28 protein-coding genes are annotated in these 25,321 nt (G+C 73.5%); 16 read left to right on the top strand and 12 right to left on the bottom strand.

The window, feature by feature from the left end; all coding sequences use genetic code 11:
• The first annotated feature begins 138 nt into the window (after positions 1–138).
• The 6 genes from ABT300_RS25980 (at position 139) to ABT300_RS26005 (ending at position 3,377) form a co-directional block, all read left to right on the top strand.
• Positions 139–768: an alpha/beta hydrolase gene (locus ABT300_RS25980; RefSeq protein ID WP_351680203.1), complete on the top strand. Its 630-nt coding sequence runs from the start codon at positions 139–141 to the stop codon at positions 766–768.
• A 172-nt stretch (positions 769–940) separates the two neighbouring features.
• On the top strand, positions 941–1,117 hold the full coding sequence (locus ABT300_RS25985; protein ID WP_199863871.1) for a hypothetical protein: 177 nt from the start codon (positions 941–943) through the stop codon (positions 1,115–1,117).
• Positions 1,118–1,267: 150 nt separating this feature from the next.
• Positions 1,268–1,744: a hypothetical protein gene (locus tag ABT300_RS25990; RefSeq protein WP_351680135.1), complete on the top strand. Its 477-nt coding sequence runs from the start codon at positions 1,268–1,270 to the stop codon at positions 1,742–1,744.
• 91 nt (positions 1,745–1,835) lie between these two features.
• Positions 1,836–1,979: a hypothetical protein gene (locus tag ABT300_RS25995; RefSeq protein ID WP_351680138.1), complete on the top strand. Its 144-nt coding sequence runs from the start codon at positions 1,836–1,838 to the stop codon at positions 1,977–1,979.
• A 165-nt stretch (positions 1,980–2,144) separates the two neighbouring features.
• Positions 2,145–3,002, top strand: coding sequence for a DMT family transporter (locus tag ABT300_RS26000; RefSeq protein ID WP_351680141.1), 858 nt, complete (start codon positions 2,145–2,147; stop codon positions 3,000–3,002).
• A gap of 225 nt (positions 3,003–3,227) precedes the next feature.
• The gene (locus ABT300_RS26005) at positions 3,228–3,377 is read left to right on the top strand and encodes a hypothetical protein (RefSeq protein ID WP_351680144.1); all 150 of its coding nucleotides are present in this window, start codon (positions 3,228–3,230) and stop codon (positions 3,375–3,377) included.
• 58 nt (positions 3,378–3,435) lie between these two features.
• Here ABT300_RS26005 and ABT300_RS26010 read toward each other — a convergent pair whose 3' ends face one another.
• The 3 genes from ABT300_RS26010 to sigJ all read right to left on the bottom strand — a co-directional run bounded on the left by ABT300_RS26010 (position 3,436) and on the right by sigJ (position 7,057).
• A complete protein-coding gene (locus ABT300_RS26010; RefSeq protein WP_351680147.1) occupies positions 3,436–3,771 on the bottom strand; it encodes a hypothetical protein in 336 nt (111 codons plus the stop codon).
• A gap of 128 nt (positions 3,772–3,899) precedes the next feature.
• On the bottom strand, positions 3,900–6,020 hold the full coding sequence (locus ABT300_RS26015; protein WP_351680150.1) for an MMPL family transporter: 2,121 nt from the start codon (positions 6,018–6,020) through the stop codon (positions 3,900–3,902).
• Positions 6,021–6,055: 35 nt separating this feature from the next.
• The gene (gene sigJ, locus ABT300_RS26020) at positions 6,056–7,057 is read right to left on the bottom strand and encodes an RNA polymerase sigma factor SigJ (protein WP_351680153.1); all 1,002 of its coding nucleotides are present in this window, start codon (positions 7,055–7,057) and stop codon (positions 6,056–6,058) included.
• A 192-nt stretch (positions 7,058–7,249) separates the two neighbouring features.
• Between sigJ and ABT300_RS26025 the strand changes: the two genes are divergently transcribed.
• Complete coding sequence (locus tag ABT300_RS26025; RefSeq protein ID WP_351680156.1) at positions 7,250–8,116, top strand: AraC family transcriptional regulator; 867 nt, start codon at positions 7,250–7,252, stop codon at positions 8,114–8,116.
• Between the two features lie 100 nt (positions 8,117–8,216).
• On the opposite strand, the gene ABT300_RS26030 is transcribed toward ABT300_RS26025, so the two are convergent.
• Both ABT300_RS26030 and ABT300_RS26035 read right to left on the bottom strand, forming a co-directional pair.
• Complete coding sequence (locus ABT300_RS26030) at positions 8,217–8,690, bottom strand: iron chaperone (RefSeq protein WP_351680159.1); 474 nt, start codon at positions 8,688–8,690, stop codon at positions 8,217–8,219.
• 83 nt (positions 8,691–8,773) lie between these two features.
• Complete coding sequence (locus ABT300_RS26035; protein WP_351680162.1) at positions 8,774–9,283, bottom strand: pyridoxamine 5'-phosphate oxidase family protein; 510 nt, start codon at positions 9,281–9,283, stop codon at positions 8,774–8,776.
• Positions 9,284–9,462: 179 nt separating this feature from the next.
• Between ABT300_RS26035 and ABT300_RS26040 the strand changes: the two genes are divergently transcribed.
• On the top strand, positions 9,463–12,336 hold the full coding sequence (locus ABT300_RS26040) for an ATP-binding protein (protein ID WP_351680165.1): 2,874 nt from the start codon (positions 9,463–9,465) through the stop codon (positions 12,334–12,336).
• A gap of 102 nt (positions 12,337–12,438) precedes the next feature.
• Positions 12,439–12,849 carry a RidA family protein gene (locus ABT300_RS26045; RefSeq protein ID WP_351680168.1) on the top strand — a complete coding sequence of 137 codons (411 nt, stop codon included), beginning with the start codon at positions 12,439–12,441 and terminating at the stop codon, positions 12,847–12,849.
• Between the two features lie 203 nt (positions 12,850–13,052).
• Here ABT300_RS26045 and ABT300_RS26050 read toward each other — a convergent pair whose 3' ends face one another.
• Positions 13,053–13,529: an RrF2 family transcriptional regulator gene (locus ABT300_RS26050; RefSeq protein ID WP_351680206.1), complete on the bottom strand. Its 477-nt coding sequence runs from the start codon at positions 13,527–13,529 to the stop codon at positions 13,053–13,055.
• Between the two features lie 161 nt (positions 13,530–13,690).
• Here ABT300_RS26050 and ABT300_RS26055 point away from each other — a divergent pair, with 161 nt between their 5' ends.
• Complete coding sequence (locus ABT300_RS26055) at positions 13,691–14,431, top strand: SDR family oxidoreductase (RefSeq protein WP_351680171.1); 741 nt, start codon at positions 13,691–13,693, stop codon at positions 14,429–14,431.
• A gap of 120 nt (positions 14,432–14,551) precedes the next feature.
• Here ABT300_RS26055 and ABT300_RS26060 read toward each other — a convergent pair whose 3' ends face one another.
• The 5 genes from ABT300_RS26060 to ABT300_RS26080 form a co-directional block, all read right to left on the bottom strand.
• A complete protein-coding gene (locus tag ABT300_RS26060) occupies positions 14,552–15,826 on the bottom strand; it encodes a sugar ABC transporter permease (protein ID WP_502977995.1) in 1,275 nt (424 codons plus the stop codon).
• Positions 15,817–16,596, bottom strand: coding sequence for an ATP-binding cassette domain-containing protein (locus ABT300_RS26065; protein WP_351680174.1), 780 nt, complete (start codon positions 16,594–16,596; stop codon positions 15,817–15,819). Before ABT300_RS26065 ends, ABT300_RS26060 begins: the two co-directional genes overlap by 10 nt.
• 32 nt (positions 16,597–16,628) lie before the next feature.
• Complete coding sequence (locus tag ABT300_RS26070; protein ID WP_351680177.1) at positions 16,629–17,750, bottom strand: sugar ABC transporter substrate-binding protein; 1,122 nt, start codon at positions 17,748–17,750, stop codon at positions 16,629–16,631.
• Positions 17,751–18,019: 269 nt separating this feature from the next.
• Complete coding sequence (locus ABT300_RS26075; RefSeq protein ID WP_351680179.1) at positions 18,020–19,120, bottom strand: YihY/virulence factor BrkB family protein; 1,101 nt, start codon at positions 19,118–19,120, stop codon at positions 18,020–18,022.
• A gap of 99 nt (positions 19,121–19,219) precedes the next feature.
• The gene (locus tag ABT300_RS26080; protein WP_351680182.1) at positions 19,220–19,705 is read right to left on the bottom strand and encodes an MSMEG_6728 family protein; all 486 of its coding nucleotides are present in this window, start codon (positions 19,703–19,705) and stop codon (positions 19,220–19,222) included.
• 165 nt (positions 19,706–19,870) lie between these two features.
• On the opposite strand from ABT300_RS26080, the gene ppk2 reads away from it, so the two are divergent.
• Positions 19,871–20,842: a polyphosphate kinase 2 gene (ppk2, locus tag ABT300_RS26085; RefSeq protein WP_351680185.1), complete on the top strand. Its 972-nt coding sequence runs from the start codon at positions 19,871–19,873 to the stop codon at positions 20,840–20,842.
• 51 nt (positions 20,843–20,893) lie between these two features.
• Here the strand turns inward: ppk2 and ABT300_RS26090 are convergent, their stop codons facing one another.
• Entirely contained in the window at positions 20,894–21,382 is a 489-nt protein-coding gene (locus ABT300_RS26090; protein WP_351680188.1) for an excalibur calcium-binding protein, read from the bottom strand.
• 239 nt (positions 21,383–21,621) lie between these two features.
• On the opposite strand from ABT300_RS26090, the gene ABT300_RS26095 reads away from it, so the two are divergent.
• From ABT300_RS26095 to ABT300_RS26115, 5 genes are all read left to right on the top strand, one after another.
• Positions 21,622–21,951, top strand: coding sequence for an alpha-amylase inhibitor (locus tag ABT300_RS26095; protein WP_351680191.1), 330 nt, complete (start codon positions 21,622–21,624; stop codon positions 21,949–21,951).
• Between the two features lie 172 nt (positions 21,952–22,123).
• A complete protein-coding gene (locus ABT300_RS26100) occupies positions 22,124–22,543 on the top strand; it encodes a phage holin family protein (protein ID WP_351680212.1) in 420 nt (139 codons plus the stop codon).
• Positions 22,540–22,962, top strand: a complete 423-nt coding sequence (locus ABT300_RS26105; RefSeq protein WP_351680194.1) for a DUF3618 domain-containing protein — start codon at positions 22,540–22,542, stop codon at positions 22,960–22,962. Before ABT300_RS26100 ends, ABT300_RS26105 begins: the two co-directional genes overlap by 4 nt.
• 236 nt (positions 22,963–23,198) lie before the next feature.
• The gene (locus ABT300_RS26110) at positions 23,199–24,284 is read left to right on the top strand and encodes an S-(hydroxymethyl)mycothiol dehydrogenase (protein WP_351680197.1); all 1,086 of its coding nucleotides are present in this window, start codon (positions 23,199–23,201) and stop codon (positions 24,282–24,284) included.
• Positions 24,284–24,916, top strand: coding sequence for an MBL fold metallo-hydrolase (locus tag ABT300_RS26115; protein WP_351680200.1), 633 nt, complete (start codon positions 24,284–24,286; stop codon positions 24,914–24,916). Before ABT300_RS26110 ends, ABT300_RS26115 begins: the two co-directional genes overlap by 1 nt.
• Positions 24,917–25,321 lie beyond the last annotated feature (405 nt).

Here is a 25,321-nt window from a genome sequence, read left to right on the forward strand (position 1 = left end):
CGGCGGGGGGGGCGGCGGCGGGGGGGGGGGGGGGGGGGGGGGGGGCCGGGGGGGGGGGGGGGGGGGGCCCGGGGGGGGGGGGCCGGGGGGGGGGGGGGGGGGCGGCGCCCCCCGACAACGTCGGCCGGGGCCGCGGTCCTGGTGCTGCACGGCGGTCGCGAGCACAGCCGCAGGACGTCGAGGGCCTGGCACCTGGCCGCCCTGCGCATGCGCCCCGTCCTGCGGGCCGCGGTCGCGTCGACGGACCGCCGGGACGTCCTCGTCGGCGAGGTGCGCTACCGCTACCAGGGCTGGAACTCCACCGCCGACCCGGTGGACGACGCCGCCCGCGCCCTCGACGAGCTGCGACGCCTCGTCGGCGAGGCGCCCGTGATCCTGGTCGGCCACTCGATGGGGGGCCGGGCCGCGCTGAGAGCGGTCGCCGACCCGGCGGTGCACGGTGTGCTGGCGCTGGCCCCGTGGTGTCCGCCCGGCGAACCCGTCGCCCACCTCACCGGCAAGCGCATCCTCGTCCTGCACGGCGACCGCGACCGCGTCACCGACCCCGGGGCGTCCGCGGAGTACGTGCGGCGGGCCCGGCAGGCGGGCGCGCAGGCCGGTCTCGTCCTCGTGCGCGGGGGCGACCACGCGATGCTGCGGCGGGGCGCCGACTGGCACCGCGCCACGGCCGCGTTCGTCGCGCAGCTGCTGCGGGCGCAGTCGGCGCCGGGCTCCCTGGAAGGCCTGTCAGGCCGGGCCTGCGCGGCCAAGGACCCGCTGCACTGGTGACGCCCCACGCGTGCGGCACTCGGTGCCGCACCGCCCTCCGCAGGGCCCCGCGTCACGCGCACCTCGTCGCATCGGGGACAATACGATGATGTCGCCGTTCGGCGGTTCCGCTGCCGGGCCGTCAGGCGACTGCCCGTAAGCGCCGGTTCGACCCGAAAGAAGAGCCTCCTCGGTGACCCCCGTCTTCGACGACACCCCGATCTACCACCGCCTCGTCAGCGAACGAGGTGATGTTCCCGCGCAGGTGCGCGGCGAGGCCGAACGCATCCGCCGCGAACTGGACCGGGTCATGAGCGCGCCGTCCTCCTTCACGCCCGGCCTGCCCGCGCCGCGGGGGTTCTTCTCCTGACCTGGTGAGGATCCGTCAGACACCGCGCGGGCGACGGCACTTACGGAACGGCCCGTTGTCAGTGGTGTGATGAAGGATGCCTCCGGAGAGAGATCAACTCCGGCTCGGCCGGGTAGTCGGTCTCCAGTCCCCGCCCAGGAAAGGTCACCGATGATGCCGACCACCGCCAATCGCCGGCCCGCCGCGGCACGACGGCTGCCCCTCCCGGACGTCCCGGCGGAGCGCGGTGCGGGGACCGTCGTGCGGAAGGCTCCCTCCCGTCCCGCGGAGCCGCTGAGCCGTGCCGGCGCCGACATCCTGCGCATCGTCTCCGACCCGCGCACCCCCGTCTTCGCCACCGAGCACGCGAACGGCCGGCGCACCTACGGATACTGGCGGCCGCTGGACGCGCGGAGCGGCCGGGGAGGCTGCTACGTCGCCCTGTCCCGCGCCGAATGCGACGCGCTGCACGCGGCCGGGCGCATCACGCTCGGCGAGCCCGTCGCGGATCCGGCGAAGACGACCCACCGCGTCCGGCCGGCCCGCACCGCGTCCGCGGCCGAGCGGACCACGGCCGTGCCCGTTCGCACCGCGCCCGGCCAGGTGCCGCGCGGCCTGCGGGCGGCGCCGGCGGCGCGATGCGCGTGAACCGGCGACCGACCGGCCTGTTCGACCGGTTCGGGGGTAGGACTGAGCCGAGAAGACGCACGACGTCGACGGACCCCACGGGAGCAGAGCGATGAGCCTCATCCAGCGCATCAAGACGTTCGCCCGCAGCCCTCAGGGGCAGCGCACGATCGAGCAGGCACGGCGTGCCGCGGCCGACCCGCGCCGCCGCGCTCAGGCGCGCGGCCTGCTCGCCCGGCTGCGCTCCCGCCGCTGACGCCTCCTCAAGGACCGGGCCGGCTGCGTCGCTGCGCACACGGCCGGCCCGTCGCCCGACTCGGCCGGCCGCACGCAGCGCTTCGCGGCGGCCGTGGGCGGGCATCGCGGTCGGCCGTACTCGTGCCGCGCCGAACGAAGCGGGCACGCACGGCATGGTGGAGTCATGATCGAGCTCGCCGTGCTCTTCGCCGTCCTCGGGGCCGCCAGCAACGCGGTGGGCACGGCGTTCCAGCGCAAGGCCGCCTCCACCGTGGACCAGGGCGGCGGGTTACGACTCCTGCTGGCCCTCGTACGGCGGCCCGCGTGGGCGATCGGCATCGCCGGCGTGGCAGGCGCGGCGCTCTTCCAGGCCCTGGCGCTGGTCAACGGGCCCATGGCGCTGGTCCAGCCCGTGTTCATCCTCGAACTCCCCTTCGCGCTGCTGGTGGCGGTCCCCCTGCTGCACCGGCGGCTGTCGGCCGAAGGCTGGACGGCGGTCGGGGCGGTGGTGGGCGGACTCGCCCTCCTGTTGGCCGCAGCGGCCCCTTCCGGCACACGCGAGCAGGCGGCCATGGTCCGGTGGATCCCGGTCCTGGCGATCACCCTGGGAGCGATGGCCGGCGCGGTCCTGCTCGCCCGCTCCTCGTCCTCCCGGCTGTTCCGGGCTGCCGCGCTGGCCTCGGCCGCCGCGGTCGGCAACGCGCTGACCGCGGCCCTGCTGAAGTCGGCGACGGGCCGCCTCGCCGACGACGGCCTGCCCGCGTTCTTCGGCGCCTGGCAGACCTACGGCTTCGCCCTCACCGGAATCGCCTCCGTCCTCCTTCTGGAGAACGCGCTTCAGGCAGGTCCCCTCACCGCGTCCCAGCCCGCGCTGACGATCGGGGACGCCTCGGCGAGCCTCCTGCTGGGCGTCGCCCTGTTCGGCGAGCGGATCCGCGCCGGCTGGTGGCTGCTTCCCCAGGCGCTCGGCGCCCTCGTCCTGCTCTGGGGCGTCCTGCGACTGGCCCGTGTGGTGCCCCGTCCCGCCGACGTCGCACGGTGAGCGGCCCCGGACGCGCGAGGCTGTCGCGGCGGGTCCGCGCCGGGAGGCCGGGCCCGACGCGCGGCAGCGGCGAACCGTAAGCCGGCGAACCGTACTCCGGGGCGGCCGGGACGGCGGGGAACCGATGCCGGGAGCGTGACGCATCGGACAACTTGCCCGTCATGACCGGCGGGACAGGACGACCGCGCGAAGCCCGCGGCGGGGACCGATGCCTGACGGGTGGGAGTGGGACAGCTCTCTGTTCCGGGGCAGCGCGGCCTACTACGAGCGGTCGAGCGGGATCTGCGCGCCCTCCTGCGACAGGAGTCGCCCGACGACCGGTTCGCCGAACGCCTTTCGGCCACCGAGATCATGACCTGGCGGACACCCCGCTGACCCGGAGCGGCGAGCGGTGGGCGCCAGGCCGTGCAGCCGACGCCTGGGCGCTGGCCGTTCACTCCGGGAACGCCAGCGCGTCCTTCTGCAGACGCACGGCCGCCAGCAGGCTCAGGTCCGGTTCCGCCCTGCGCAGCGACCTCAGCGCCGCGACAGAGGCCAGGTCGCCGGTGAAGCCGGCCGAGGCGAGCCGGGCGCGGACCCATCGGGCGCGCAGTTGACCGTCGGTGGCGGCGGCGGTGGACTCGACCAGGGCGGCGGCGCGTTCCAGTCCGGGGCGCTCCTGTGGCGAGGCGTCGGCGAGCGCCTGCCGAAGGGCGGCCGCCACCAGATCCGAGTCCCGGATGAGCGGTACGACGTCGTGCTTCCTGTTGAGTCCCGTGAGTCCCGTCATGTCGATCATCGTGGCCGCCGTCTCCCTTTCCTGCCAAGCGACTTGAGGAGCCTCAGAGGAAGCGACCCCGCCCCCGCCCCCGGCGCCCGGTGCCGCGCCGGCCGGGCCGCGCCCGGCCGGCGGGACCGTCAGCGTCGCGTGCCCGGGAGCAGCGGCTCGCATGCGGGCTCGCCCGGCGAGGACGGCGGCGCAGGGTCGTGACGCCGGAACAGGCGGCCGGGCCACCACATCCACCGGCCCACGTCCAGCGTCAGCGCGGTGACCAGCACCGAACGGACGACGAGGGTGTCCAGCAGCACGCCGAACGCCACCGCGAACCCGAGCTCGGCCGCGAACACCAACGGCAGCGACGCCATCGCCGCGAACGTGCCGGCCAGCACGAGCCCGGCCGACGTGATGACACCTCCGGTCGCGGACAGCCCGGTCAGCGCGCCCCGCCGGGTGCCGTGCAGCAGCGCCGCCTCGCGCACCCGGGTGACGAGGAAGATGTTGTAGTCGACGCCCAGCGCGACCAGGAACACGAACGCCAGCAGCGGGAAGGACGCGTCCGTCCCGGCGAAGCCGAACACGTGGTGGAACACCAGGCCGCTGACGCCGAGCGCCGCCGCGAACGACAGCACCACCGTCGCCATCAGCAACAGCGGCGCGACGACGGCCCGCAGCAGCAGCACCAGGACGAGGAACACCGCGATCAGCACGACCGGGATGATCACCGCGGAGTCGCGGGCGGCGGCGTCGCGCGTGTCGAGCAGCATCGCGCTGTTGCCCCCGACCTGGGCCCGCGCGCCCTCGACGCGGTGGACGGCCGTCCGGGCACGCTCGACCGTGCGCATCGCGGCCGTGCCGCTGGGGTCGTCCTCGAGCTCCGCGAGCACCATCGCCGTCGTGCCCTCGACCATCGGCGCCGAGACGTCGGCGACTCCCGGGACCGCGGCCAGCGCGGACCTCACCCGCTGCGCGGAGTCCGCGTCGGACACGACGAGGAGGGGGTCGCCCGATCCGGCCGGGAAGTGGGCGGACATGATCTCCTCGCCGGCGACCGACTGCGGTCGGCCGGTGAACTGGTCCGTACCGGACAGTCCGTCGGCCCTGAGCCCGAGCATCCCCGTCGCCATGGCGCCGAGGACGAGCGCGGCGCCGATCCACACCGCCCGCGGCCGGCCGGCGACGGCGGCGCCGATCCGGTCCCACACACCCTGTCCGGCGCCCGCGCCGGACCCCTGCGACGGCCGCACCGGCCAGAAGATCCACCGGCCGCAGACGACCAGCAGGGCCGGCGTCAACGTGACCATGGCGGCGAGCCCGACGAGGACGCCGACGGCGCAGGCAGGGCCGAGACCCTGTGTGGAGTTGAGGGTGGCCAGCATCAGCAGCGTCAGGCTCACCGCCACCGTGCCGGCGCTCGCCACGATCGCGGGGACCGACCGGCGCAGCGCCTCCGCCATCGCCTCGTGGCGGTCGTCGTGCCGTGCCAGCTCCTCCCGGTACCGCGAGATCAGCAGCAGGCCGTAGTCGGTGGCGGCCCCGAACACCAGCACGGTCAGAATGAAGCCGGTCTGCTTGTTGACGGTGAGTCCGGCGTGCTTCGCCAGCAGGTAGAGCACCGCCTCCGAGGTGACCAGGGCTCCGCCCGCGGTCAGCAGCGGCAGCAGGGGCAGCACCGGACTGCGGTAGGTGAGCAGCAGGATGATCACCACCACGGCAGCGGTGATCGTCGTCAGACCGCCGCCGCCGCTGAACGCCCTGATCGAGTCGGAGGCCTGTCCGGCCGGTCCGGTGACGTGGAACCCGAGCCCGTCGGCGTCGGTCTCGCCCACCTCGGTGAGCGCGTCCACCACCTTGCCGATCCCTTCCCAGCCCGTTCTGTCCTTGTGGACCTGGACCACGGTCCGGATCGCCTTGCCGTCCCGCGCCCGCACGGGGCCCTGCGGCTGCCCGACGACGTTCGCGACGGCCTTGAACGCCTCGGCGTCGGCGCGGGCCTTCGCCATGTCGGCGGGCGTGACGCCCTCCGGGCGGTCGTAGAGCACGATCGCGGGCACGGTGTCGGCGAGCGGGAACCGCTCGGCCCGGGCGACGACCTCGGTCGACTCGGCGCTGCCGGGCAGCCAGGCCGCGTTGTCGTTCTCCTCGACGTCGCCGAGCCTGCCTGCCAGCAGAACGGCCGGGACGAGGACGAGCGTCCAGACGGCGAGGACGACCCATTTCGCCGTCCTGCCGCCGGGCCAGGACATCATTCTTCGCATCACGTGGATTCCTCGTGGTTCGGTCGGCGCCGCGGACGTCAGTCGACGCGGGAGAGCTTGTCGGGATTGGCGACCGCGTAGATGCCGCACACCTGGTCGCCGTCGGGCGTGAGATCGAGGACGAGGACGGCGTACGGGGTGTCGCCGAGGAACAGCACCGCGGACGGGTCGCCGTTGACGCTGCGATAGGCGATGTGGAGTCCCCGGCCCGACCGGGGCGCGACGGCGGCGAACAGCCGGGCGACCTTGTCCCGGCCGTGCAGCGGTCGCAGACCCCCCACCCCCTGGCCGCCGCCGTCGCCCCACAGGGTGACGTCCGGGGCCAGCATCCGCAGCAGTGCGTCGAGGTCGCCGCCGAGCGCGGCGGCCAGGAACCGCTCGGTGACCTGCTGCCGCAGGCGCGCGTCGGGTTCGTAGCGGGGCCGGCGGGCGTGCACGTGCTCCCGCGCCCGATGGGCGAGCTGACGGATCGCCGCCGGGCTGCGGCCGAGGATCTCCGCGATCTCGGTGTGGGCGTAGCCGAACACCTCGTGCAGCACGAACACCCCGCGTTCCAGCGGGGTCAGCGTCTCCAGGACCACCAGCAGGGCCATCGACACCGATTCGGCGCGCAGCGCCGCGTCCGCCGCGTCGTCGGGTGCGGGAGTCGCGGCGAGGGGGCCGACGAGCGGTTCGGGGAGCCACGGGCCGACGTAGGTCTCGCGCCGGCGGTCGACGGCGTCCCGGTGCGCCAGCGCCGCGTTCACGGCGATCCGGACCAGGTAGGCGCGCGGGTGGTCGACCCGCTCCGCGTCCGGCGCCCGGTGCCGGGCCGCCCAGGACAGCCAGGTCTCCTGCAGCACGTCCTCGGTGTCGACGACACTGCCGAGAATGTTGTAGACGAGGGAGAACAGCAGCTCACGGTGGTCGTGGAACGCCTGCGTCACACCGGGGTCCACGCGATCGGCGTCCAGCGGCTCGGCGTTCACCGGCTCGGCGTCCACCGGATGGGGGTCGACCCACTCGGAGTCCGTCGGCGAGCCGGGCAGCGGGTCGTGCATTCTCTGGGCCTTCCGTCGAGGGTGCATTGCGAACTGAGAGGGCACGAGGGGGCCGGAGTGTGACATCGACAGCCGAAATGTGATCCACATCTCAGGCGCCCCGTCCACCCGATCCGATCGGGCACAGGATGTCGGGTCCGCCGGCGTGCGGCACGCCTAGCGTGGTGATCACGAAAGGGAAGGGGACCTGGCGTGCTGGAGCGGCTCAACCAGGCCATGGACCACATCGAGGGCCATCTCGACCAGGTCCTCGACGTGGCGGTGCTGGCGCGCATCGCGGCCACCTCGGAGTACCACCTGCGCCGGATGTTCTCCGCGCTGGCGGGCATGCCGTTGTCGGAGTACGTGCGGCGCCGGCGGCTGACGGTCGCGGGCGCCGACGTGCTCGCGGGACGCGAACCGCTGCTGGAGATCGCGGTCCGCTACGGCTACGGCTCGGGCGAGGCGTTCGCGCGGGCGTTCCGCGCCGTGCACGGCGTCGGCCCGGGCGAGGCCCGGCGCACCGGCGCGGCCCTCGTCTCCCAGCCCCGGTTGACCTTCCGTCTCACCGTCGAAGGGAGCAGCAGCATGCGCTATCGCGTGGTGGACAGGCCGGACTTCACCGTCGTCGGCTTCAAGGCCCGGGCGCCATTGGTGCACTTGGGGCCCAACCAGGCGATCATCGACCTCGTGCGCGGGATCGACCCGGGGGTCCTGGAGGAGCTGGGGGGTCTCTCGGACCAGGAGCCGGGCGGTGTCGTCTCGGTATGCGACGATCTGGACCCGAGCCGTGCCGAGGGCACCGAACTCGACTACTACCACGGGGTGATCACGTCCGCGGCAGCCCCCGAGGGGACCGCCCGCCTGGATGTTCCGGCCGGCACGTGGGCGGTCTTCACCGCCTCCGGGCCGGCGCCGGAGGCCATCCAGGTGCTGTGGCGGGACGTGTTCACCGAGTGGTTCCCCTCGAACCCGTACCGCAGCCGTCCCGGCCCCGAGATCCTTCGCACCCGTCTGTCGCAGGACGGGAGCGAGGCCGATGCCGAGCTGTGGCTCCCCGTGGAACGTGAAGGGGGCTGAACTGCAGGAGCGCCGGGGCGCATTGATCGCCCCGGCGGTCACCGCCGCTCAACCCGCTGTCTCAGCTCGGCTGCTCGAGCCTCCGTCCCGGACCGGCGCGTCAGCCCGCCGCCCTCGCGACGAGTTCGGTGATGCGGGCCTCGGTGGCGGCGTCCAGCTTCGTCAGGGCGTACGTCGTGGGCCACATGACGCCGTCGTCGAGGTCCGCCTGGTCGCTGAAGCCGAGGGTGGCGTACCGGGTCTTGAACTTCTGCGCGCTCTGGAAGAAGCACACGACCTTGCCGTTCCTGGCGTACGCGGGCATCCCGTACCAGAGCTTGGGGGCCAGGTCCGGAGCGGCCGCCGTGACGATCCGGTGCAGTGCCTCGGCGAGGACGCGGTCGGCGTCCGCCATGTCGGCGATCTTCGCCAGCACGTCCTTCTCGGCGTCCGCCTTGGCGGTGCGCGGACTGCGGCGCGCGGTCGTCTTGAGGTCCCGGGCGTGCTCCTTCATCGCGGCGCGCTCCTCGGCCGTGAACCCGTCGAACCTCTCCGGGGCGGCGTTGTCGGCGGCGGGCTGCTGAGTGTTCGTCATGGCGAAAGCTCCTTGTTCGATGATCCGTCAGAGTGGGTGCTTGGATGATGACTCGGGGTCCGCTGAACGGCGGTCCGGCGTGGTCAGACCAGCCAGCGGCCGTCGCGCATGAGCTCGCGGCCGTTCAGCTCGTCCGCCTCGCGCCAGCTCTGGACGCGGCGCGGGGTGACGCGGAACCAGCGGTACGGCGTGGTGAGCGTGCGCGGGTCGAAGCCGGTGCGTTCGGCGAACCGGTCGCCCTCCCAGGGCGGCAGGGCGTCGATGCCGAGGACCTCGGCCTCGCCCTCGATCATGCAGACGTCCCGGGTGGGTCCGAGGGCCAGCCGGGCGGTCCGGGAGGCTGCCAGGTTCCGGCCGGTCGGGCTGTCCGCCGGGGTAGCCAGGAGCAGCGTGCGGCCGTCCCAGCAGAAGGAGAGCGGCACGAGGTGGGGCATGCCGTCGGCAGAGGCGCTGGCCACCCAGACGTCGACGTCGTGGGCGAGCCGGTGCTCGGCGTCCCGACGGCGCACCGCGCGAGGGCGGGGTCCGGCGTTCGTGGGCTCGGGCCGCGAGTCCGTGGCGGGCTCGGACGCCGGTGCGGACGATTCGGTCATGGTCGCTCCTGCGGTCGGCGGCGTGGTCGCGAGCGGCGTCGCGGTGGCCCTGCCGGGGCTCGAACGCCGTGGTCACAGCCTCTCCCGGGCACACTGCCGACCGCCTCCGTGGTCACCACGGACAGCACCACGGACAGCACCACGGACAGCACTTGGACGGGGCCACGGATAATGTCCCGGTGTCCACTCCAGTGATCTCGGCCCGGGAAGCAGAAGTGCTCGCGCTGCTCGGCGAGCACCTCAGCAACGCGGAGATCTCCGCGCAGTTGTTCATCTCGGTACGCACGGTGGAGTCCCACGTCTCGGCGCTGCTGCGCAAGCTCGGGGCGCCGGACCGGCGCACCCTGGCCCGGCGTGCCGCCGACCTCGCCCGCGCCGGCCAGCCGCGCCCGACGCGGACGCTGCCGACGCCGCTGACGGCGTTCGTGGGCCGGACGCGAGAGCGCGCCGACCTCGCCGAAGCCGTGAAGACGCGCCGGCTGGTGACCGCGGTCGGGCCGGGCGGCGTGGGCAAGACGCGCCTCGCGCTGGCCGTCGCGGAGCAGACGGCCGGGGAGTTCCCCGACGGGGCGTGGTTCGTGGACCTGGCCCCGGTCACCGATCCGCGGCGGGTGGGCGCGGCGGTCGCGGCGACGACGGGCACGGGCGAGCAGCCGGGGCGCGGCGTGGACGAGACGGTGCTCGCCGCGCTGGCAGACCATCGGACCCTGCTGGTGCTGGACAACTGCGAGCAGATCATCGAGGGCGTGGCCCCGTTCCTGGAGCGGCTGCTGACGGCCTGCCCGGGAGTGCAGGTGCTCGCGACCAGCCGTGCCCGGATGCTGGTGCCGTTCGAGTGGGCCTTCGAGGTGCCGCCGCTGTCCTGGGCGGACGGCGAGGACTCGGAGGCCGTCGCGCTGTTCGTCGAGCGGGCGGCGGCGGCCGGCCGCGCTCCGGACGCGACGGCGATCGAGGGCGTCGCGGCCCTGTGCGCCGGCCTCGACGGGATGGCGCTGGCCATCGAGTTGGCGGCTGCGCGGTATCCCGCCCTGGGGCTGCAGGGCCTCACGGCCGGTCTCACCGACCAGCTGCGCCTGCTCGCCGGAGGGCCGCGCGCGCACGACCGGCACCGCTCGGTGGGGGCGGTGCTGGACTGGAGCCACGACCTGCTCGAGCCGCGGGACCGGGCGCTGCTGCGCCGGATCTCGGTGTTCGCGGCGCCGTTCACGTCCGAGGCGGCGGCCGCGGTGGCGGCCTTCGCGCCGCTGGACCCGGCCGCGGTCCCCGACGGCCTCGCGAGACTCGCCGAGCAGAGTCTGCTGACCGCCACGACGACGCCGACGGGCTTCCGGTACCGGGCGCTGGAGACCGTCCGCCAGTACGGGCGCCGGCGACTGGCCGACGCCGACGAGGCGGCGGAGGTCCGCTCCCGCCACCTCGGCTGGTGCCTGACCGCCGCGTCCGCCCTCGAGGACGCGCACCATGCGGACGTCAACGCGGTCCATCATGCGGACGTGCAGGCGGAGTTCGCGGACGAGGGCCGCCGGACGCGGTTCGACGCGACGGCCGACGACCTGCGCACCGCCCTGGCCTGGGCCGCCGAACTGCTGGAGCGGCGCGAGGACGCCTGCCGCCTCGCACGGTCCCTGGCCGGCCTGGCCTTCGCCCGCACCCTGGTCGGCGAGGCCCAGCAGCGCTTCGAGCAGGCGGCCGCGCTCGCCGACGCCGCGGGCGATCCGGCCGGCGCCGCCGCCGCGCTGCGCAGCGCGGCCGGGGTGGCCGGCTGCCGCCGGCTCGGCGACGACATGCTCCGCCTGCACCGTGCGGCGGCGGACGCGGCCCGCCGGGCCGGCGACACCGAGGCGGCAGGCCGTGACCTGGCGGCCGCCGCCACCGTCGCGTACCGCTTCTCCAGCACGTTCGAACGGGTCCCCACCGCGCAGGAGGCGGAAGGCCTGCTCGCGGCGGCGCGCGAACTGTGCCGCGACACGGGCCCGGCGGCCGGGGCGGCGGTGGCGCTGGCCGAGGCCGCGGTGGTGGCGGACGCCTTCGGCGCGGTCCAGGGCGACACGGACAACACCGCGCACGAGACGGTCGGACACGCCGAGCGGGCCGTGGACCTGGCCCGGCGGGCGGACGACCCGGTGGCCGAGTCCGCTGCCCTCGACGCGCTCTCCGGCGCCCACAGCTGGGCGGGCCGGCCGTTCGGGGCGGCGGACGCAGCCGCCCGCCGCATCGACGTGCTGGCCGCGGCGCCGCGTACCCCCGCCGCCGCGCACGAGCGCATGGACGCCCTCGCCATGGCGTCCGCGACCGCGCTCGGGGTGGGCGAGCTGCCCCGGGCCCGGCGGTGGGGTCGCCGGCTCGCCGCTCATCCGCTGCTGGCCGAGGCCGGTCATCACGCCGTCTCCTGGCTGCTGGTCGCGGACGCCTTCGCGGGCGCCGGCGACGAAGTGCTCGCGGGCGGCGCGCGCTTCCTCGACGCGTGGGAGCGCGCCGGCCGGCAGCGGTCGTTCTCGCTCGGCCCGGCCGCCGCGTCCGTCGCGATGGTCCACGGGCTGCGCGGCGACGAAGAGGCCAGGGCGCAGTGGCTGGCGATCGTCGACGAGGCCGGTCACGAGTCCGAGCACCGCCACGGCTACGGCGCGGTCTTCGACGCGACGGCGGCGCTCCACCGGGGGGACGCCGATGCGGCGCTGGAGCGGGTGGCGCCGCCGCCGGACCGGGTGTGGAAGTGGGTCACGTGGGTCTGGCTGCACTGGTACGTGACGGTGCGGGCGGAGGCGTCGGCGCTGGCCGGGCGCCCGGATGCCCGCGAGCGGATCGGGGCCGCCCGCGGCACGGTCGCAGGCAACCCCGTCGCCACCGCCCAACTGGACCGTTCCGAAGCGCTGTTGGACGGCGACGAGGCGCGACTGCTGAACACGGCGGCGGCGTTCGAGGCGGCGGGGTGCCCCTATCAGGCCGCCCGGACCCTGTTGCTCGCCGGGGGCGCCCACGCGGCCGCAGGCGAGGCGGCGCTCGCCGCGCTCGGTCTCGGCCGCGGTCTCGGCCTCGCACCGCGCATCGGCTGAACGCCCGTGCCCGGTGTCGCCGTTCGGAAAAGCAGAGGCGCCGTACTGGGCCTCTTGCAAGGATGTCCGGGCTCCTCGTCCCCGGGAAAGGACCCGCAGACCGTGCCTCGTGCCGTCACCCTGATCCGCTCCGCCGCCCTGTCCGACGTCGCCGAGTACGCGTACGCGGCCACGGCGCCCGCCGAGTCCCGTCTGATCTTCCTCGCCGGCGCGTGCCCTCTGAACGAGGACGGCTCCACGGCGGCGGTCGGGGACTACGCCGGGCAGGCTCGCAAGGCCGTCGAGAACATGCGGACGGCGCTCGCCGCCGCCGACGCGTCGCTCCACGACGTCATCAGCACACGGGTGCTCGTGGCGTCGAGCCGGCAGCAGGACCTCGTGACGGCCTGGGAGGTGGTCCGCGACGCGTTCGCCGAACACGACGTCCCCAGCACCCTGATGGGCGTCACCGTGCTCGGCTACGCCGACCAGCTCGTCGAGATCGAGGCCGTCGCCGCGGTGCTCGACGCCTGACGTCTGAAGGCCCCGCCGCAGGCGGCCCGCCCACCGGGGGAGCCGCGCGGCACGGATGTGCCCGGCTGACGCCCCGGGGACGGCGAAGACGATGCCGTCCCGGGCCCCTGTGTCCGGCTCCCGGCCGGGCCGGGCCGGGCCGGGGCGTGGCGGCCCGGCGCCCATGGGCGGCTGCCTCGAGCGACCCAACCGCCTCGACCGCGTCAGCCGCCCGGGGCGCCCAGCCAGGCGGCGATGCCGTTCAGGGCGCCCGGGCCGTAGTCCGACTCCACCTCGGCCGCGAGGTCGGCCACGCTGACGGCCCGGAGGGCCTCGCGGCGTGCGGCCTCGGCCGCGGCCATGGCGCGGGAGATCGCGCAGGGGGTCGTGCAGGCCTCGGCGGGGGTGGCCATGGGGCCGCGTTGGCGGATCTCTGTGCACACGAAGGCGGGGCCGGGCCCGTCCACGGCGTCCACCACATCGAGGACGGTGATCATCTCCGGCGGGCGGGTGAGGGCGTAACCTCCCGATTTGCCCTGCACGGAACGGATCAGGCCGGCGCGGGAGAGGGCCTGGAGCTGCTTGGCCAGGTAGGTGGGGGAGACGTCGTGCAGCTGGGCGAGCCGGGCGGCCGGGACCGGCTCGTGCACCGAGGTCAGCACGACACAGCAGTGCAGCGCCCACTCGACCCCGCCCGACATCTTCACGCGACTCACCTTACCCACGTCCTTGACTCGGACACTCATTGTCCGAGTATTATTCCGGATAAGAGATGTCCGGTTAAGTGTGCCCGCGAGGGAGGCGGACTCCGGCGTGGGCGTGCCGTCCGGACACGCGGTGCAGGGCGACGAAGGGAACGGCCATGAAGATCGTGGTGCTGGGCGGTACCGGCCTGATCGGCTCGCAGGTGGTCCGGCGGCTGAACGAACAGGGGCACGAGGCGACGGCGGCCGCGCAGTCGACCGGCGTGGACGTCATCACCGGGACCGGCCTCGACGAGGCGCTCGCCGGCGCGGAGACGGTCGTCAACCTGACGAACTCGCCGACGTTCGACGAGGCGTCGCCCGCTTTCTTCCGGACGTCGATGGAGAACCTGCTGGAAGCGGCCCGCACCGTCGGCGTCGGCCACGTGGTCGTCCTGTCCATCGTCGGCGTGGACCAGGTGCCCGAGCTGGACTACTACCGGGCGAAGGCGCTCCAGGAGGAACTCCTCGAAGCCGGTCGCATCCCGTACTCCATCGTGCGGGCCACGCAGTTCATGGAGTTCGTCGACGCTGTCCTGTCCTGGACCACGGACGGCGACACCGTCAGGCTGCCGCGCACGCCCATCCAGCCGATCGCCGCCGCGGACGTGGCCGCCGCCGTCGCCGAGGCGGCCGTCGGCGCGCCCCTTCAGGGCGTCCGCGACATCGGCGGTCCCGAGGTCTTCACCCTCGACGAGCTCGGCCGGGTGACCATCGCGGCCAAGGGGGACGGGCGCGAGGTCGTCGTGGACGACGCCGCGGGCATGTTCGGCGTCGTCAAGGGCGACGTCCTCACCACGCCCGGCGGTGCGCGCATCGCCCCCACCCGCTACCGCGACTGGCTGGCGTCCGCGTCCTGAGCCGACCGGCGTCGGCGTCCGCCGGAAACGGCTCGATCGGCGGCCGCGCGAGGACGCCGCAGACCGGACGCATAGGACGGGGCGCCCAGGACGGTGACGGCACGGCGGTGCGCCGTGCCGTCAGGGGCGTCCCCGGGCGTACGCGGCGCGGCGTGCCAGCGAGTCGAGGACCACCGCGGCGTACAGCACCCCGCCGGTGACCATGAACTGCACCGGTGGCTCGACTCCCAGCAGCGCCATGCCGGAGGCGATCGACTGGACCATGAGCACGCCCAGCAGCGCCGACCAGGGCGAGCCGCGCCCGCCGAACAGGCTGGTGCCGCCGACGACGGCCGCGGCGATGGCGTTGATCAGCAGCATGCCGGAGCCCGGCGCCTGGCTCGCCGAGGTGAGCCGCGACGCGACGAACAGGCCGCCGACCGCCGCCAGCGTCCCCGACACCACGAACACCGCGATCCGCACGCGCGTCACGTCGAGGCCGGATCGCCGGGCCGCCTCCACGCCGCCGCCGAGGGCGAGGATCTGCCGGCCGTACGGCGTCCGACGCAGGAACAGGTCGGAGGCGACGACGACCGCGAGGAAGATCAGCAGGGCGAGCGGCAGTCCCTCGAACCGGCCCAGGACCAGGACGGCGGTGAACGCGACGACCGCGAGCAGGCCCGCGCGCGCCCAGATCCCGCCCACCGGCCGGCAGGGCATCCCGGCGGCTTCGCGGCGTCTGCGCTCACGCAGGGAGGCGAGGAGCCAGGCCGCCGGGGCCAGCGTCGCGAGTCCGTAGGTGACGACGGCAGAGCTGAAGTAGCGGCTGGTCAGGGTGGCGACCAGACCCGTCTCGCTGAAGTTGACGGCGGTCTCCGTCCCCAGCAGATAGAGCATCACGCCGTTCCAGGCGAGGAGGCCCGCGAGGGTGACGACGAACGCGGGAACGCCGATCCGGGCGAAGGAGAACCCGTGCACCGCCCCGGCGGCCGCGCCGCAGAGCACCGCGATGATCACCGCGAGCCATTCCGGCATCCCGAGGTTCACGTTGAGCGCCGCGAACACGGCGCCCGCGAGACCGGCGAGCGAGCCCACCGACAGGTCGATCTCGCCGATCAGCAGCACGAAGACGATGCCGACGGCGATCATGCCGGTGCCGACGATGTCGACGCTGAGCACGGACAGGTTGCGCGGCGAGAGGAAGGCGGGGTCGAGGACCTGGAAGATCGTCCAGGTCACCGCGAGAGCCAGCAGGACGGGGACCGGGCCGAGGTCGTGCGCGTGCAGCCGGCGGGCCACCGCGTCGGCGACCGCGCGGAGGCCTTCGACGCCCCGCCGGGGCCGGTCGCGCAGCCGACCGCCGTCGGACGCGTCCTCCTCGGTGCGCGCCCCGTTCTCCCTCCCCGTCACGGCCAGGTCTCCTCGGCCCGGGTCGAGCGATGGCCGACGGCGTTGTCCGACGCGCCGGTGATGGAAGCGATGATCTGTTCCTGGGAGGCGGTGTTCACGTCGAACACGCCGTTGTTGCGTCCGAGGCGCAGGACGGCGATCCGGTCGGCGACGGCCTTGATGTCGCCCATGTTGTGGCTGATGAGGAGCACCCCGAGCCCCCGGTCGCGAAGCCGCTCGATGAGGTCCAGGAGCTGACTCGTCTGCTCCACGCCCAGGGATGCGGTGGGCTCGTCCAGCAGGAGGAGCCTTGGTTCCCCGAGGAGCGAACGGGTGATGGCGACGACCTGACGCTGACCGCCGGACAGGGCGGCGACCGGCACCCGCACGTCGGGGATGCGGATGGACAGGGTGTGCAGCAGATCGCGGGTGCGGCGCTCCATCTCGACCTCGTCGAGGACGCCGAGCCGGTGGATCTCCCGGCCGAGGAAGAGATTGCCGACGACATCGAGGTTGTCGCACATCGCGAGGTCCTGGTAGACGGTCGCGATGCCCAGCAGTTGGGCGTCCTGCGGGCGTCTGATCTGTATGGGGGCGCCGCGCCACTCGATGACGCCCCGGTCTGCGGGCCCGACGCCGGAGATCACCTTGACCAGCGTGGACTTGCCGGCGGCGTTGTCGCCCACCAGGGCGACCACTTCTCCGCCCCGGATCTCGAGCTCCACGTCCACCAGCGCCTGGACGGCGGCGAACCGCTTGGAGACGCCGCGCAGCGCCAGCAAGGGCTGAACCGCCACGGGCCACCTCCTGTCGGTTCCGGCCATGCGCGTCAGAGGAGTCCGGCTTCGGCGCAGGCGGCCCGGAGACTCGGCGGACATATCTGGGCGATGGTGTACACACCATCCTTTACCAGAGTCTCCTTGATGGTGTCGACGGTGACGGAGACGGAGGGCAGCAGGACCGCCGGGATGTTCTTCGTGGTGGCGTTGCTGACAGTGCCGGTGGCGATGGATCCGACCGAGTCGCCGCGTCCCACGGCGACGGCCATCTCGACCGCCGCGTCGGCGGCCGGCTTGAAGGGCTTGTAGACGGTCATGTACTGGTCGCCCCGGACGATGCGGCGCACGGCCGCGAGGTCGGCGTCCTGGCCGGTGATCGGCGGCAGCGGGCGCACCTCGGCGGCGCGCAGGGCGGATATCACGGCGCCGGCGAGGCTGTCGTTGGCGGCCAGCACGCCGTCGATGCGGTCGCCGCCCAGGGCGGAGATGGCGCTCCGCATGTCGACGAAGGCGTTCTCCGGCCGCCAGCCGACGACGTCGTACGACTTGCCGACCTTCACCTTGCCCTGGAGGACGGAGAGGGCTCCCCGCTTGAACCAGGCGGCGTTGGGGTCGGTCGTGGCGCCGTTCATCATGACGATCTGCCCGCCGTCCGCCTTCGCCCCCATGCCCTTCAGCAGTCCCTCGCCCTGGAGCTTGCCGACCTTCGCGCCGTCGAAGGTCACGTAACCGGCGATCGGGCCCTGTGCGAGCCGGTCATACGCGATGACCGGAATGTCGGCCCGGTGCGCGGCCTCGACCGACGGGCGCAGCAGCTCGGGGTCGACGGCGGCGACGATCAGCACGTCCACCCCCCTCGTGATCATGGATTCCAGCTGCTGCCGCTGGACCGCCGGGTCGGGCGTGGCGGCGACGGTGAGGGGGCAGTGCGGGCACAGTTCCTTGAGTTTCTTCTCGATCAGGGGCCGGTCGAACTGCCCGAAGCGGGAGGCTCCGCCGCCCGGGAGCAGCAGGCCGACCGTGGGGTTGTCCTCCCCGTCGCCGCTCCCGCCGCTCCCGCCGTCCCCGGCGCAGGCCCCGGACAGGGTCAGGACGGCGGCGACCGTGAGCGCCATGAGCGCACGGACGAGGGACCGGCCCTTCCCGGCCGGAAGGCTGACACGAGGACCCATCTTCGGTTCCTTACAGAATTTTTGTCAGATTTTATCCCCTGATGGGCGACTCCTGCCAAGGGTAGTCACGTCCGCCGCCCTGTCCCGTTCCGGGCGGCGAACGGCCTATCGCGACCGGACCTCTCCACTCCGATGGCTGCGGGGGCCCGGCGGCCGACGGAGGCTGACGGAGGTCGACGAACGGTGACGAACGGCGGCGAAGGGCGGCGGAGGTCGACGGGCTCCGTCAAGGGGCCCGGCCGCGCCCGCAGGTCAGGAGCCGAGGCGGGTCAGGAGCCCAGGCGGCGATGGTCCTCCTCGTCCCACTTACGGGTGTCGCGCGGCTGGACGTACGGCTCCTCGTCGACGGGGTGACCCCCCGCGACGGCGCGCTGGCGCGCCAGCTCCGCGTCGAACTCCAGGCCGAGCAGGATCGCCAGGTTGGTGATCCACAGCCACACCAGGAAGACGATCACGCCCGCGAGCGTGCCGTACGTCTTGTTGTACGACGCGAAGTTCGCCACGTAGAGCGCGAACCCGCCGGAGGCGATCATCCAGATCAGGAGCGCGAGGAAGCTCCCCGGCGTGATCCAGCGGAACCCGCGGACCTTCGCGTTCGGGGCCGCCCGGTACAGCAGCGCGATCATGATCGTGACCAGGACCACCAGTACCGGCCATTTGGCGATCGACCACGCCGTCAGTCCGGCGTCGCCGACTCCGAGCGCGGTGCCCGCCTGCCGTGCGAGGCCGCCGGTGAACACCACGATCAACGCGCTGATCACCGCCATCACCATGAGGACCACGGTGACGCCGACCCGGACGGGCAGCACCTTCCAGACCGGCCGGCCCTCGGGGACGTCGTAGACCGCGTTCGCGCTGCGGATGAACGCGGCGACGTAGCCGGACGCGGACCACACCGCGAGCACCAGACCCACGATCGCCATGACCGAGCCCAGCCCGCCGCCGCCCTGCATCTGTCGCACGGCGTTGCGCAGGATGTCCTGGGCGGGCCCGGGGGCGAGCTTCTGGATGTTGTCGAGCACCTGCTGCGTCGCCGACTGTCCGACGATCCCCAGCAGGGACACGAGTGCGAGCAACGCCGGGAACAGGGCCAGGATCCCGTAGTAGGTCAGCGCCGCCGCCCGGTCGGTCAGCTCGTCCTTCTTGAACTCCTTGAGCGTGCCCTTGAGCACCGCTTTCCAGGAGTGGCCAGGCAGTCTCGCCGGACTGTCCGGGGCCCGCTCCTCCACCTGCTCGTCCGGGCCCGCGGCGGGTGAGCGCTCCTGCGTCCGCTCGTCCGGGCCCGGGTCGCGCGCCCGGCCTTGCTCCGCCTCCAGGGTCGACGTGCCATGCCCGTTGTGCCGCCCGTGCCGCTTCAGTGTCCGTGCCATGCGGCTCGGGTATCCGCCAATATGCGACCTATGCGTACATCTTGCGCATATCGGGCTCGGCGGTGGCCGGTCGGCGCCGGCGACGTGGGTTCGAGCGGCTTACGCCCGCCCCTGCGCCGGTCGTTCGCCGTCGCGGTCCGAGGCGGGCCATACGTACGGCAGATCGTCGGGGACGTCCGGGAACCGTGCCGTGTAGAACGCCGGGTCCTTGCGCACCAGCGCCGACCGGTGACTGCGGTGGAACGGGCCGTCGCCCAGCCATGGCGGCAGCTCGCCCGCCTCGGCGAGCTCCTCCTGGGTCCGGACGCCGGGCCGTCGGCCGCCGAATCCGGCCACCAGTGACGCGGCGCAGCTGTCCGCCCGGCCGGTCGCCGTCCAGACGCCGCAGATCTCGAGGCCGTAGCGCACCAGGGCCTCCTCGTAGCCGGTCCACATGCGCACCGCCGGATGGCGGCGCCACCCGTAGCCCGCGACGGTCAGGCCGCGCAGGACCTGGAGGGCCTCCACACGCTGCTTGCCCAGTCGCCGCGCGTCCAGGGCGGCGGCCGATGCGGTGAAATCCGGATACGGCAGGAAGGTCTGCATGGTCCGTTCCGTGTACCCCGACCGCCGTGACCGGCACGTCGGGCGGGCGGCGAGGTGTGCCCGGTCCGCGTGTTTCGGGCGGACGTCGGCACGGAACCCACATGTCGCCGGGGCGTCAGGGAAGGCGACGGTGACCACGACGCACACCAGGGAGGCGCGGACCGCATGGATCGTGACGAGGCCGAGGCCCGGCTGCTCGACGGGCTGACAGTGGACGACCGCCGGCCGGAACAGCCGGTGCTGCTCGACGACGTGGGCCGGCCCATCACGACGTGGCGCGAGAACTACCCCTATGACCGCAAGGTCAGGCGCAGGGAGTACGAGCGGGCCAAGCGCGTCCTGCAGATCGAGATGCTGAAACTGCAGCGCTGGGTCAAGGACACCGGCGGACGGCTGGTCGTGATCTGCGAAGGGCGGGACGCGGCGGGCAAGGGCGGCACCATCCAGCGCTTCACCGAACGACTCAACCCCCGGGGCGCTCGCATCGTGGCGCTGTCCCGGCCCGCGGAGCGCGAGAAGGGGCAGTGGTACTTCCAGCGCTACGTCGACCATCTTCCCGGGCCGGGTGAGATCGTCTTCTTCGACCGCTCCTGGTACAACCGGGCGGGCGTCGAACGGGTCATGGGGTTCTGCACCCGACGCGAGCACGAACTGTTCCTCAAGCAGTGCCCGCTCTTCGAGGACATGCTGGTCGAGGACGGCATCGTCCTGGTGAAGTTCTGGTTCTCGGTGTCGCGGGCCGAGCAGCGGACACCGTTCGCGATCCGCCAGGTCGACCCGGTGCGCCAGTGGAAGCTGTCGCCCGCCGACCTCGACTCCCTCGACCGCTGGGACGAGTACACCGCCGCCAAGGTCGAGATGTTCCGCGCCACCGACACCGACCACGCGCCCTGGACGGTCGTCAAGAGCAACGACAAGCGGCGTGGCCGGCTGGAAGCCATGCGCAGTCTCCTGCACCGCGTCGACTACGCGGCCAAGGACGTCGGGGCGGTCGGCCGCCCTGATCCGCTCGTCGTCGGCGCGGCGGCCACCCTGCTGGAGCCGGGCGAGGAGGACACCGTCCTCTCGCCGACGCCGCTCACCTCGCAGACCGAGGGCCCCGGACGGCATCCCAACGGCACGGTCCGACCCGGCTGACCCTGCTGGTCCGGACGACCGGAGAACCTGGTCGCGCGGGGGTGACCCCGGTCAGAGACGGCGCCGGCGACGCCGCACGCAGCCGGCCGCGGCCAGCAGGCCCGCCGTCGTCAGGGTCGCGCCGATGCCCACGTCCCAGCCGGACGGACCGGCGGTGACGGCGCCGCCCGCGCCGCCCCGGACGCCCAGGGTGGGCAACGGCGCCGGGCTGCTGGAGGCGGGCGCGGAGCTGCTCACGACCGGCGCGGGGCTGCTCACGGCCGGCGTGGGGCTGATCGACCGCGGTGCCGGGCTGCTCGTCGCGGGAACCAGGGTGGGCAGCGTCCGGCGGGGCAGAGCCTCGCAGGCGATGCCGTCGTCCGGCCCCCGGTCCTCGTCGAGCCGGTTGGGGTCGCTGGGGTCCTGGTCGAAGACGGCCTGGGCATCCTCCTGGAAGGTGAAGTCGCTGCAATCGAGATCCTGGGCGTGGGCGACGCCGCTCAGCAGAGCGACGGTCAGGATCGCGGCGGCTATGCCTGCGACGGTGGCGCGGCGTGGCATGGGCGTCTCCTCCCGGCCGAGGTGGCCTTCGCCTCGACGCTAGGCAACGACCCGCGCCACCGCGCGAGGCGAGGGGCCAACCGGGTGCTCCCCACCCGGCCGGCGGACACCCGTCAAGTCCAACCCTGAACCATGTCTGAAATTCCTTGCATCATTTTGCGCAAGAACCGTCACGGCCGTGAGGATGACGCCCGTCCAGCTCCTCCCGACCGTTCCTCTCGACCCTCAAGGGGCATGCCATGACTCGTCCTTCCCTGCGCGCGGGCGTCCTCGCCGTGGCCGCACTCGCCTGGCTCCTCCCCGCCGCCGCCGCTGCCGGCGGCGTCGGTCGGGCCGCGGACGCCGCTCCGGAGCCCGCGCCCGACTGCGTGAGCTACCGCTCGGACTGGCGTTACACCATCGTCGTCAACGACTGCGCCGCCTCCCAGGACGTCACCGTCGAGTACCTGGACGGGCAGCCGGCGCCCTGCCGTCGCGTCGCACCCGGCGGCCAGGCGACCTTCGCCGGATACGGGCCGCAGCTGAACTACGTCACCGCAGTGCGCACGTGCGCGGTCGCCGCCCCCTGACACGCGACCTGCCCGGCTCTGCGTGTGCCGTAGTCCGGTGCGCAGTCCGTGTGCGCGGGGCGGTCGTATGCGCGGTGCGGTCCGTATGCCTTTCTCGCCGGTCGGCGGGTACTCGGCGGGCACCGCATGATGAAAAGGGGTGATGACGATGGCCGAGACGGGCCGGTACGGCATGACCGGCGGCCACGGCGCTCGCGGCGCCGAGGACGGCGGCGAGTCGGTCGGCGCACTGGTGCAACGCGCCTCGCAACAGCTGAGCGACCTGGTGCGCGGCGAGATGCGGCTCGCGCAGGCGGAGATGGTCGAGAAGGGAAAGCGGTACGGCAAGGGCGGCGGGCTTTTCGGCGGGGCCGGGCTCTTCGGCGTCCTCACCCTGCAGGCGCTGATCGCCGCCGCGATCGCCGGGCTCGCCGTGCCGCTCCCCGTGTGGGCCGCCGCCCTGATCGTCACGGGTGTGCTGGCGGTGATCACCGCCGTGCTGGCGCTGACCGGCAAGAAGCAGGTCGGCCGCGCCGCGCCGCCGCTGCCCGAGCGTGCCGTGGAAAGCGTGAAGGCCGATGTGTCGGAGATCAAGGAGAGTGCACGACGATGACCCAGCCCTCCCAGAACGAGCCCGCGGGCCCCGACGAGCTGCGCCACCGGGTCGAGCGGACGCGCCATGAGCTCGGCGCGACGGTCGAGTCGCTGGCCGCGAAGGCGGATGTGAAGGCCCGCGCCCAGGAGAAGGCCGCCGAGCTGAAGGAACAGGCCGGCGCGAAGGCGACGCACCTGTCCGAGCAGGCCAGGGCGAAGGCGGCCGAGGCGGCCCACGCCCTGGAGGAGAAGGTGCCCGCTCCCGTGAAGGACAAGGCGGCCGCGGCCGCGGGGCAGGTCAGGAGCAGGGCGGAACAGGCCGAACAGCTGTGGCAGGACAAGGCGCCCGAGCCGGTCCGCGACCACCGCAAGGCGGTCGTCGGGCTCGCCGCGGCGGCTACCCTCGTCTTCCTGCTCCTGCGGCGCAGCAGGAAGTAGCCCGCACCGCGCCCGGGGCGCCGCCACGCTCACCGAGCGGGCGGCGCCCTTCGGTGTTCGCGCCCCCTCGGCGGGTTTCGCGGCACGCCGACTCCTTGACCGCTGGTCGGCCCTCCATGATGCTTGTTGCGATCCATGAGCTGTGTGCCGTAATAAGCAACTTCGGTTCGCCGTTCTCGCGGGCGCTCATGGGTTCCCGCAGTCGTCGCAGTGCTCGTATCAGTTGAGGAGTGGCCATGACACACCAGGTCCGTGCCGTCATCGCGCGGGGCAAGGGCGCCCCCGTCAGCCTGGAAACGATCGTGGTGCCGGACCCGGGCCCGGGTGAGGCGCTGGTGAAGGTCGAGGCCTGCGGGGTCTGCCACACCGATCTGCACTACCGCGAGGGCGGCATCAACGACGACTTCCCCTTCCTGCTCGGCCACGAGGCCGCCGGAGTGGTGGAGTCCGTGGGGGAGGGCGTCACCGACGTCGCCCCCGGTGACTTCGTCATCCTCAACTGGCGTGCCGTGTGCGGGCAGTGCCGGGCCTGTCTGCGCGGCCGTCCCTGGTACTGCTTCGCCACCCACAACGCGAAGCAGCGGATGACCCTCCTGGACGGCACCGAGCTCTCGCCTGCCCTCGGCATCGGCGCGTTCGCGGAGAAGACGCTGGTGGCGGCCGGACAGTGCACCAAGGTCGACCGGGCCGCCTCCGCCGCCGCGGCCGGACTGCTCGGCTGCGGCGTGATGGCGGGCATCGGCGCGGCCATCAACACCGGACAGGTCGGGCGCGGTGACAGCGTGGCCGTCATCGGCTGCGGCGGGGTGGGAGCGGCGGCGGTCGTCGGGTCGAATCTGGCGGGCGCGTCCAGAATCGTCGCGGTGGACATCGACGACCTCAAGCTGGAGACCGCGCGGAAGCTGGGCGCGACCCACACCGTGAACGCCCGGGAGGCCGACCCGGTCGAGGCGATCCGCGAGCTGACCGGCGGCTTCGGCGCGGACGTGGTGATCGAGGCCGTGGGTCGCCCGGAGACGTACCGCCAGGCCTTCTACGCCCGCGATCTGGCCGGCACGGTCGTCCTCGTCGGCGTGCCGACGCCCGAGATGAAGCTGGAGCTGCCGCTGCTGGACGTCTTCGGTCGCGGCGGCGCCCTGAAGTCCTCCTGGTACGGCGACTGCCTGCCCAGCCGGGACTTCCCGATGCTCATCGACCTCTACCTCCAGGGCCGTCTGGATCTGGACGCCTTCGTCACCGAGACCATCGCCCTGGACGAGGTCGAGAAGGCCTTCGAGCGGATGCACCGCGGCGACGTGCTGCGCTCGGTGGTGACGTTCTGATGGCCGGCGTCACCGTCGAACGGCTCGTCACCTCGGGCACCTTCTCGCTGGACGGCGGGGTCTGGGACGTGGACAACAACGTGTGGATCGTCGGCGACGCCGAGGAGGCGGTGGTCATCGACGCGGCGCACGACGCCGAGGCCATCGCCGACGCCCTCGGCGGGCGCACCCTGCGGGCCATCGTGTGCACCCATGCCCACAACGACCACATCGACGCAGCGCCCGCCCTCGCGGACCGCACCGGCGCACCGATCCTGCTGCACGGCGACGACCTGCCGCTGTGGAAGCAGACCCACCCCGACCGGGCGCCCGACGGCGAGCTGGCCGACGGCCAGGTCCTCACCGTGGGCGGCGTCGAACTGACCGTGCTGCACACCCCGGGCCACGCCCCGGGCGCGGTCTGCCTCTACGCGCCCGCGCTGCGGGCCCTCTTCAGCGGGGACACGCTCTTCGCCGGCGGCCCCGGAGCGACGGGAAGGTCGTACAGCGACTTCCCGACGATCGTCGACTCCATCCGGGACCGGCTGCTGACCCTGCCGGGTGACACGACCGTGCACACCGGTCACGGGGACACGACCACCGTCGCGGCGGAGGCCCCGCATCTGCAGGAGTGGATCGACCGGGGCTTCTGACCCTCGTCTGCACGACGCGCGCCCGCTCCCGGTCCGACGGCACGGCCGGGCGGGCGCGCTCGTGTGCCCGGGCGCGCGGCGCGAGGCCGTCCTCGTACGCCTCGCGCCGTCCCTCGCGCCGACCGGGCGAGAACGCCCCAACCAGCCGCTCTGCATCCCGGCGCGGCTCGCCACCGGCGCCGAGTGACCCGTCCGGGCGAGGGGGCACAACGGTTGCTCGCGGACTGAAATCGTCATCCGCCAATGTCTTGACGTGCGTCAGGTCAGCCGACATTGTTCCATCACAAGCAATTGGATGCGCGATGCGCAACGGAGTGGGGCGGTTTCGGGCGTTCGGGTGTGGGGCGGGAGTTGGGGCCGTCCGGCTTGAACGAGTATCGCGAGGCCAAGCACATCTGGCAGAAC

It is taken from the genome of Streptomyces sp. NPDC001027, from assembly GCF_040299045.1.
Classification (GTDB): domain Bacteria; phylum Actinomycetota; class Actinomycetes; order Streptomycetales; family Streptomycetaceae; genus Streptomyces.

Excerpts from the sequence above, each read along its gene's own strand:
- ABT300_RS26115 (WP_351680200.1), top strand. The coding sequence starts at position 24,284 with ATGGCCGGCGTCACCGTCGAACGGCTCGTCACCTCGGGCACCTTCTCG.
- ABT300_RS26050 (WP_351680206.1), bottom strand. The coding sequence starts at position 13,529 with ATGTCGGGCGGGGTCGAGTGGGCGCTGCACTGCTGTGTCGTGCTGACC.
- ABT300_RS26010 (WP_351680147.1), bottom strand. The coding sequence starts at position 3,771 with ATGACGGGACTCACGGGACTCAACAGGAAGCACGACGTCGTACCGCTC.
- ABT300_RS26080 (WP_351680182.1), bottom strand. The coding sequence starts at position 19,705 with ATGCAGACCTTCCTGCCGTATCCGGATTTCACCGCATCGGCCGCCGCC.
- ABT300_RS26100 (WP_351680212.1), top strand. The coding sequence starts at position 22,124 with ATGACCGGCGGCCACGGCGCTCGCGGCGCCGAGGACGGCGGCGAGTCG.
- ABT300_RS26075 (WP_351680179.1), bottom strand. The coding sequence starts at position 19,120 with ATGGCACGGACACTGAAGCGGCACGGGCGGCACAACGGGCATGGCACG.
- ABT300_RS25990 (WP_351680135.1), top strand. The coding sequence starts at position 1,268 with ATGATGCCGACCACCGCCAATCGCCGGCCCGCCGCGGCACGACGGCTG.
- ABT300_RS26035 (WP_351680162.1), bottom strand. The coding sequence starts at position 9,283 with ATGACCGAATCGTCCGCACCGGCGTCCGAGCCCGCCACGGACTCGCGG.
- ABT300_RS26070 (WP_351680177.1), bottom strand. The coding sequence starts at position 17,750 with ATGGGTCCTCGTGTCAGCCTTCCGGCCGGGAAGGGCCGGTCCCTCGTC.
- ppk2 (WP_351680185.1), top strand. The coding sequence starts at position 19,871 with ATGGATCGTGACGAGGCCGAGGCCCGGCTGCTCGACGGGCTGACAGTG.
- ABT300_RS26090 (WP_351680188.1), bottom strand. The coding sequence starts at position 21,382 with ATGCCACGCCGCGCCACCGTCGCAGGCATAGCCGCCGCGATCCTGACC.
- ABT300_RS26105 (WP_351680194.1), top strand. The coding sequence starts at position 22,540 with ATGACCCAGCCCTCCCAGAACGAGCCCGCGGGCCCCGACGAGCTGCGC.
- ABT300_RS26030 (WP_351680159.1), bottom strand. The coding sequence starts at position 8,690 with ATGACGAACACTCAGCAGCCCGCCGCCGACAACGCCGCCCCGGAGAGG.
- sigJ (WP_351680153.1), bottom strand. The coding sequence starts at position 7,057 with ATGCACGACCCGCTGCCCGGCTCGCCGACGGACTCCGAGTGGGTCGAC.
- ABT300_RS26055 (WP_351680171.1), top strand. The coding sequence starts at position 13,691 with ATGAAGATCGTGGTGCTGGGCGGTACCGGCCTGATCGGCTCGCAGGTG.
- ABT300_RS26110 (WP_351680197.1), top strand. The coding sequence starts at position 23,199 with ATGACACACCAGGTCCGTGCCGTCATCGCGCGGGGCAAGGGCGCCCCC.
- ABT300_RS26000 (WP_351680141.1), top strand. The coding sequence starts at position 2,145 with ATGATCGAGCTCGCCGTGCTCTTCGCCGTCCTCGGGGCCGCCAGCAAC.
- ABT300_RS25995 (WP_351680138.1), top strand. The coding sequence starts at position 1,836 with ATGAGCCTCATCCAGCGCATCAAGACGTTCGCCCGCAGCCCTCAGGGG.
- ABT300_RS26095 (WP_351680191.1), top strand. The coding sequence starts at position 21,622 with ATGACTCGTCCTTCCCTGCGCGCGGGCGTCCTCGCCGTGGCCGCACTC.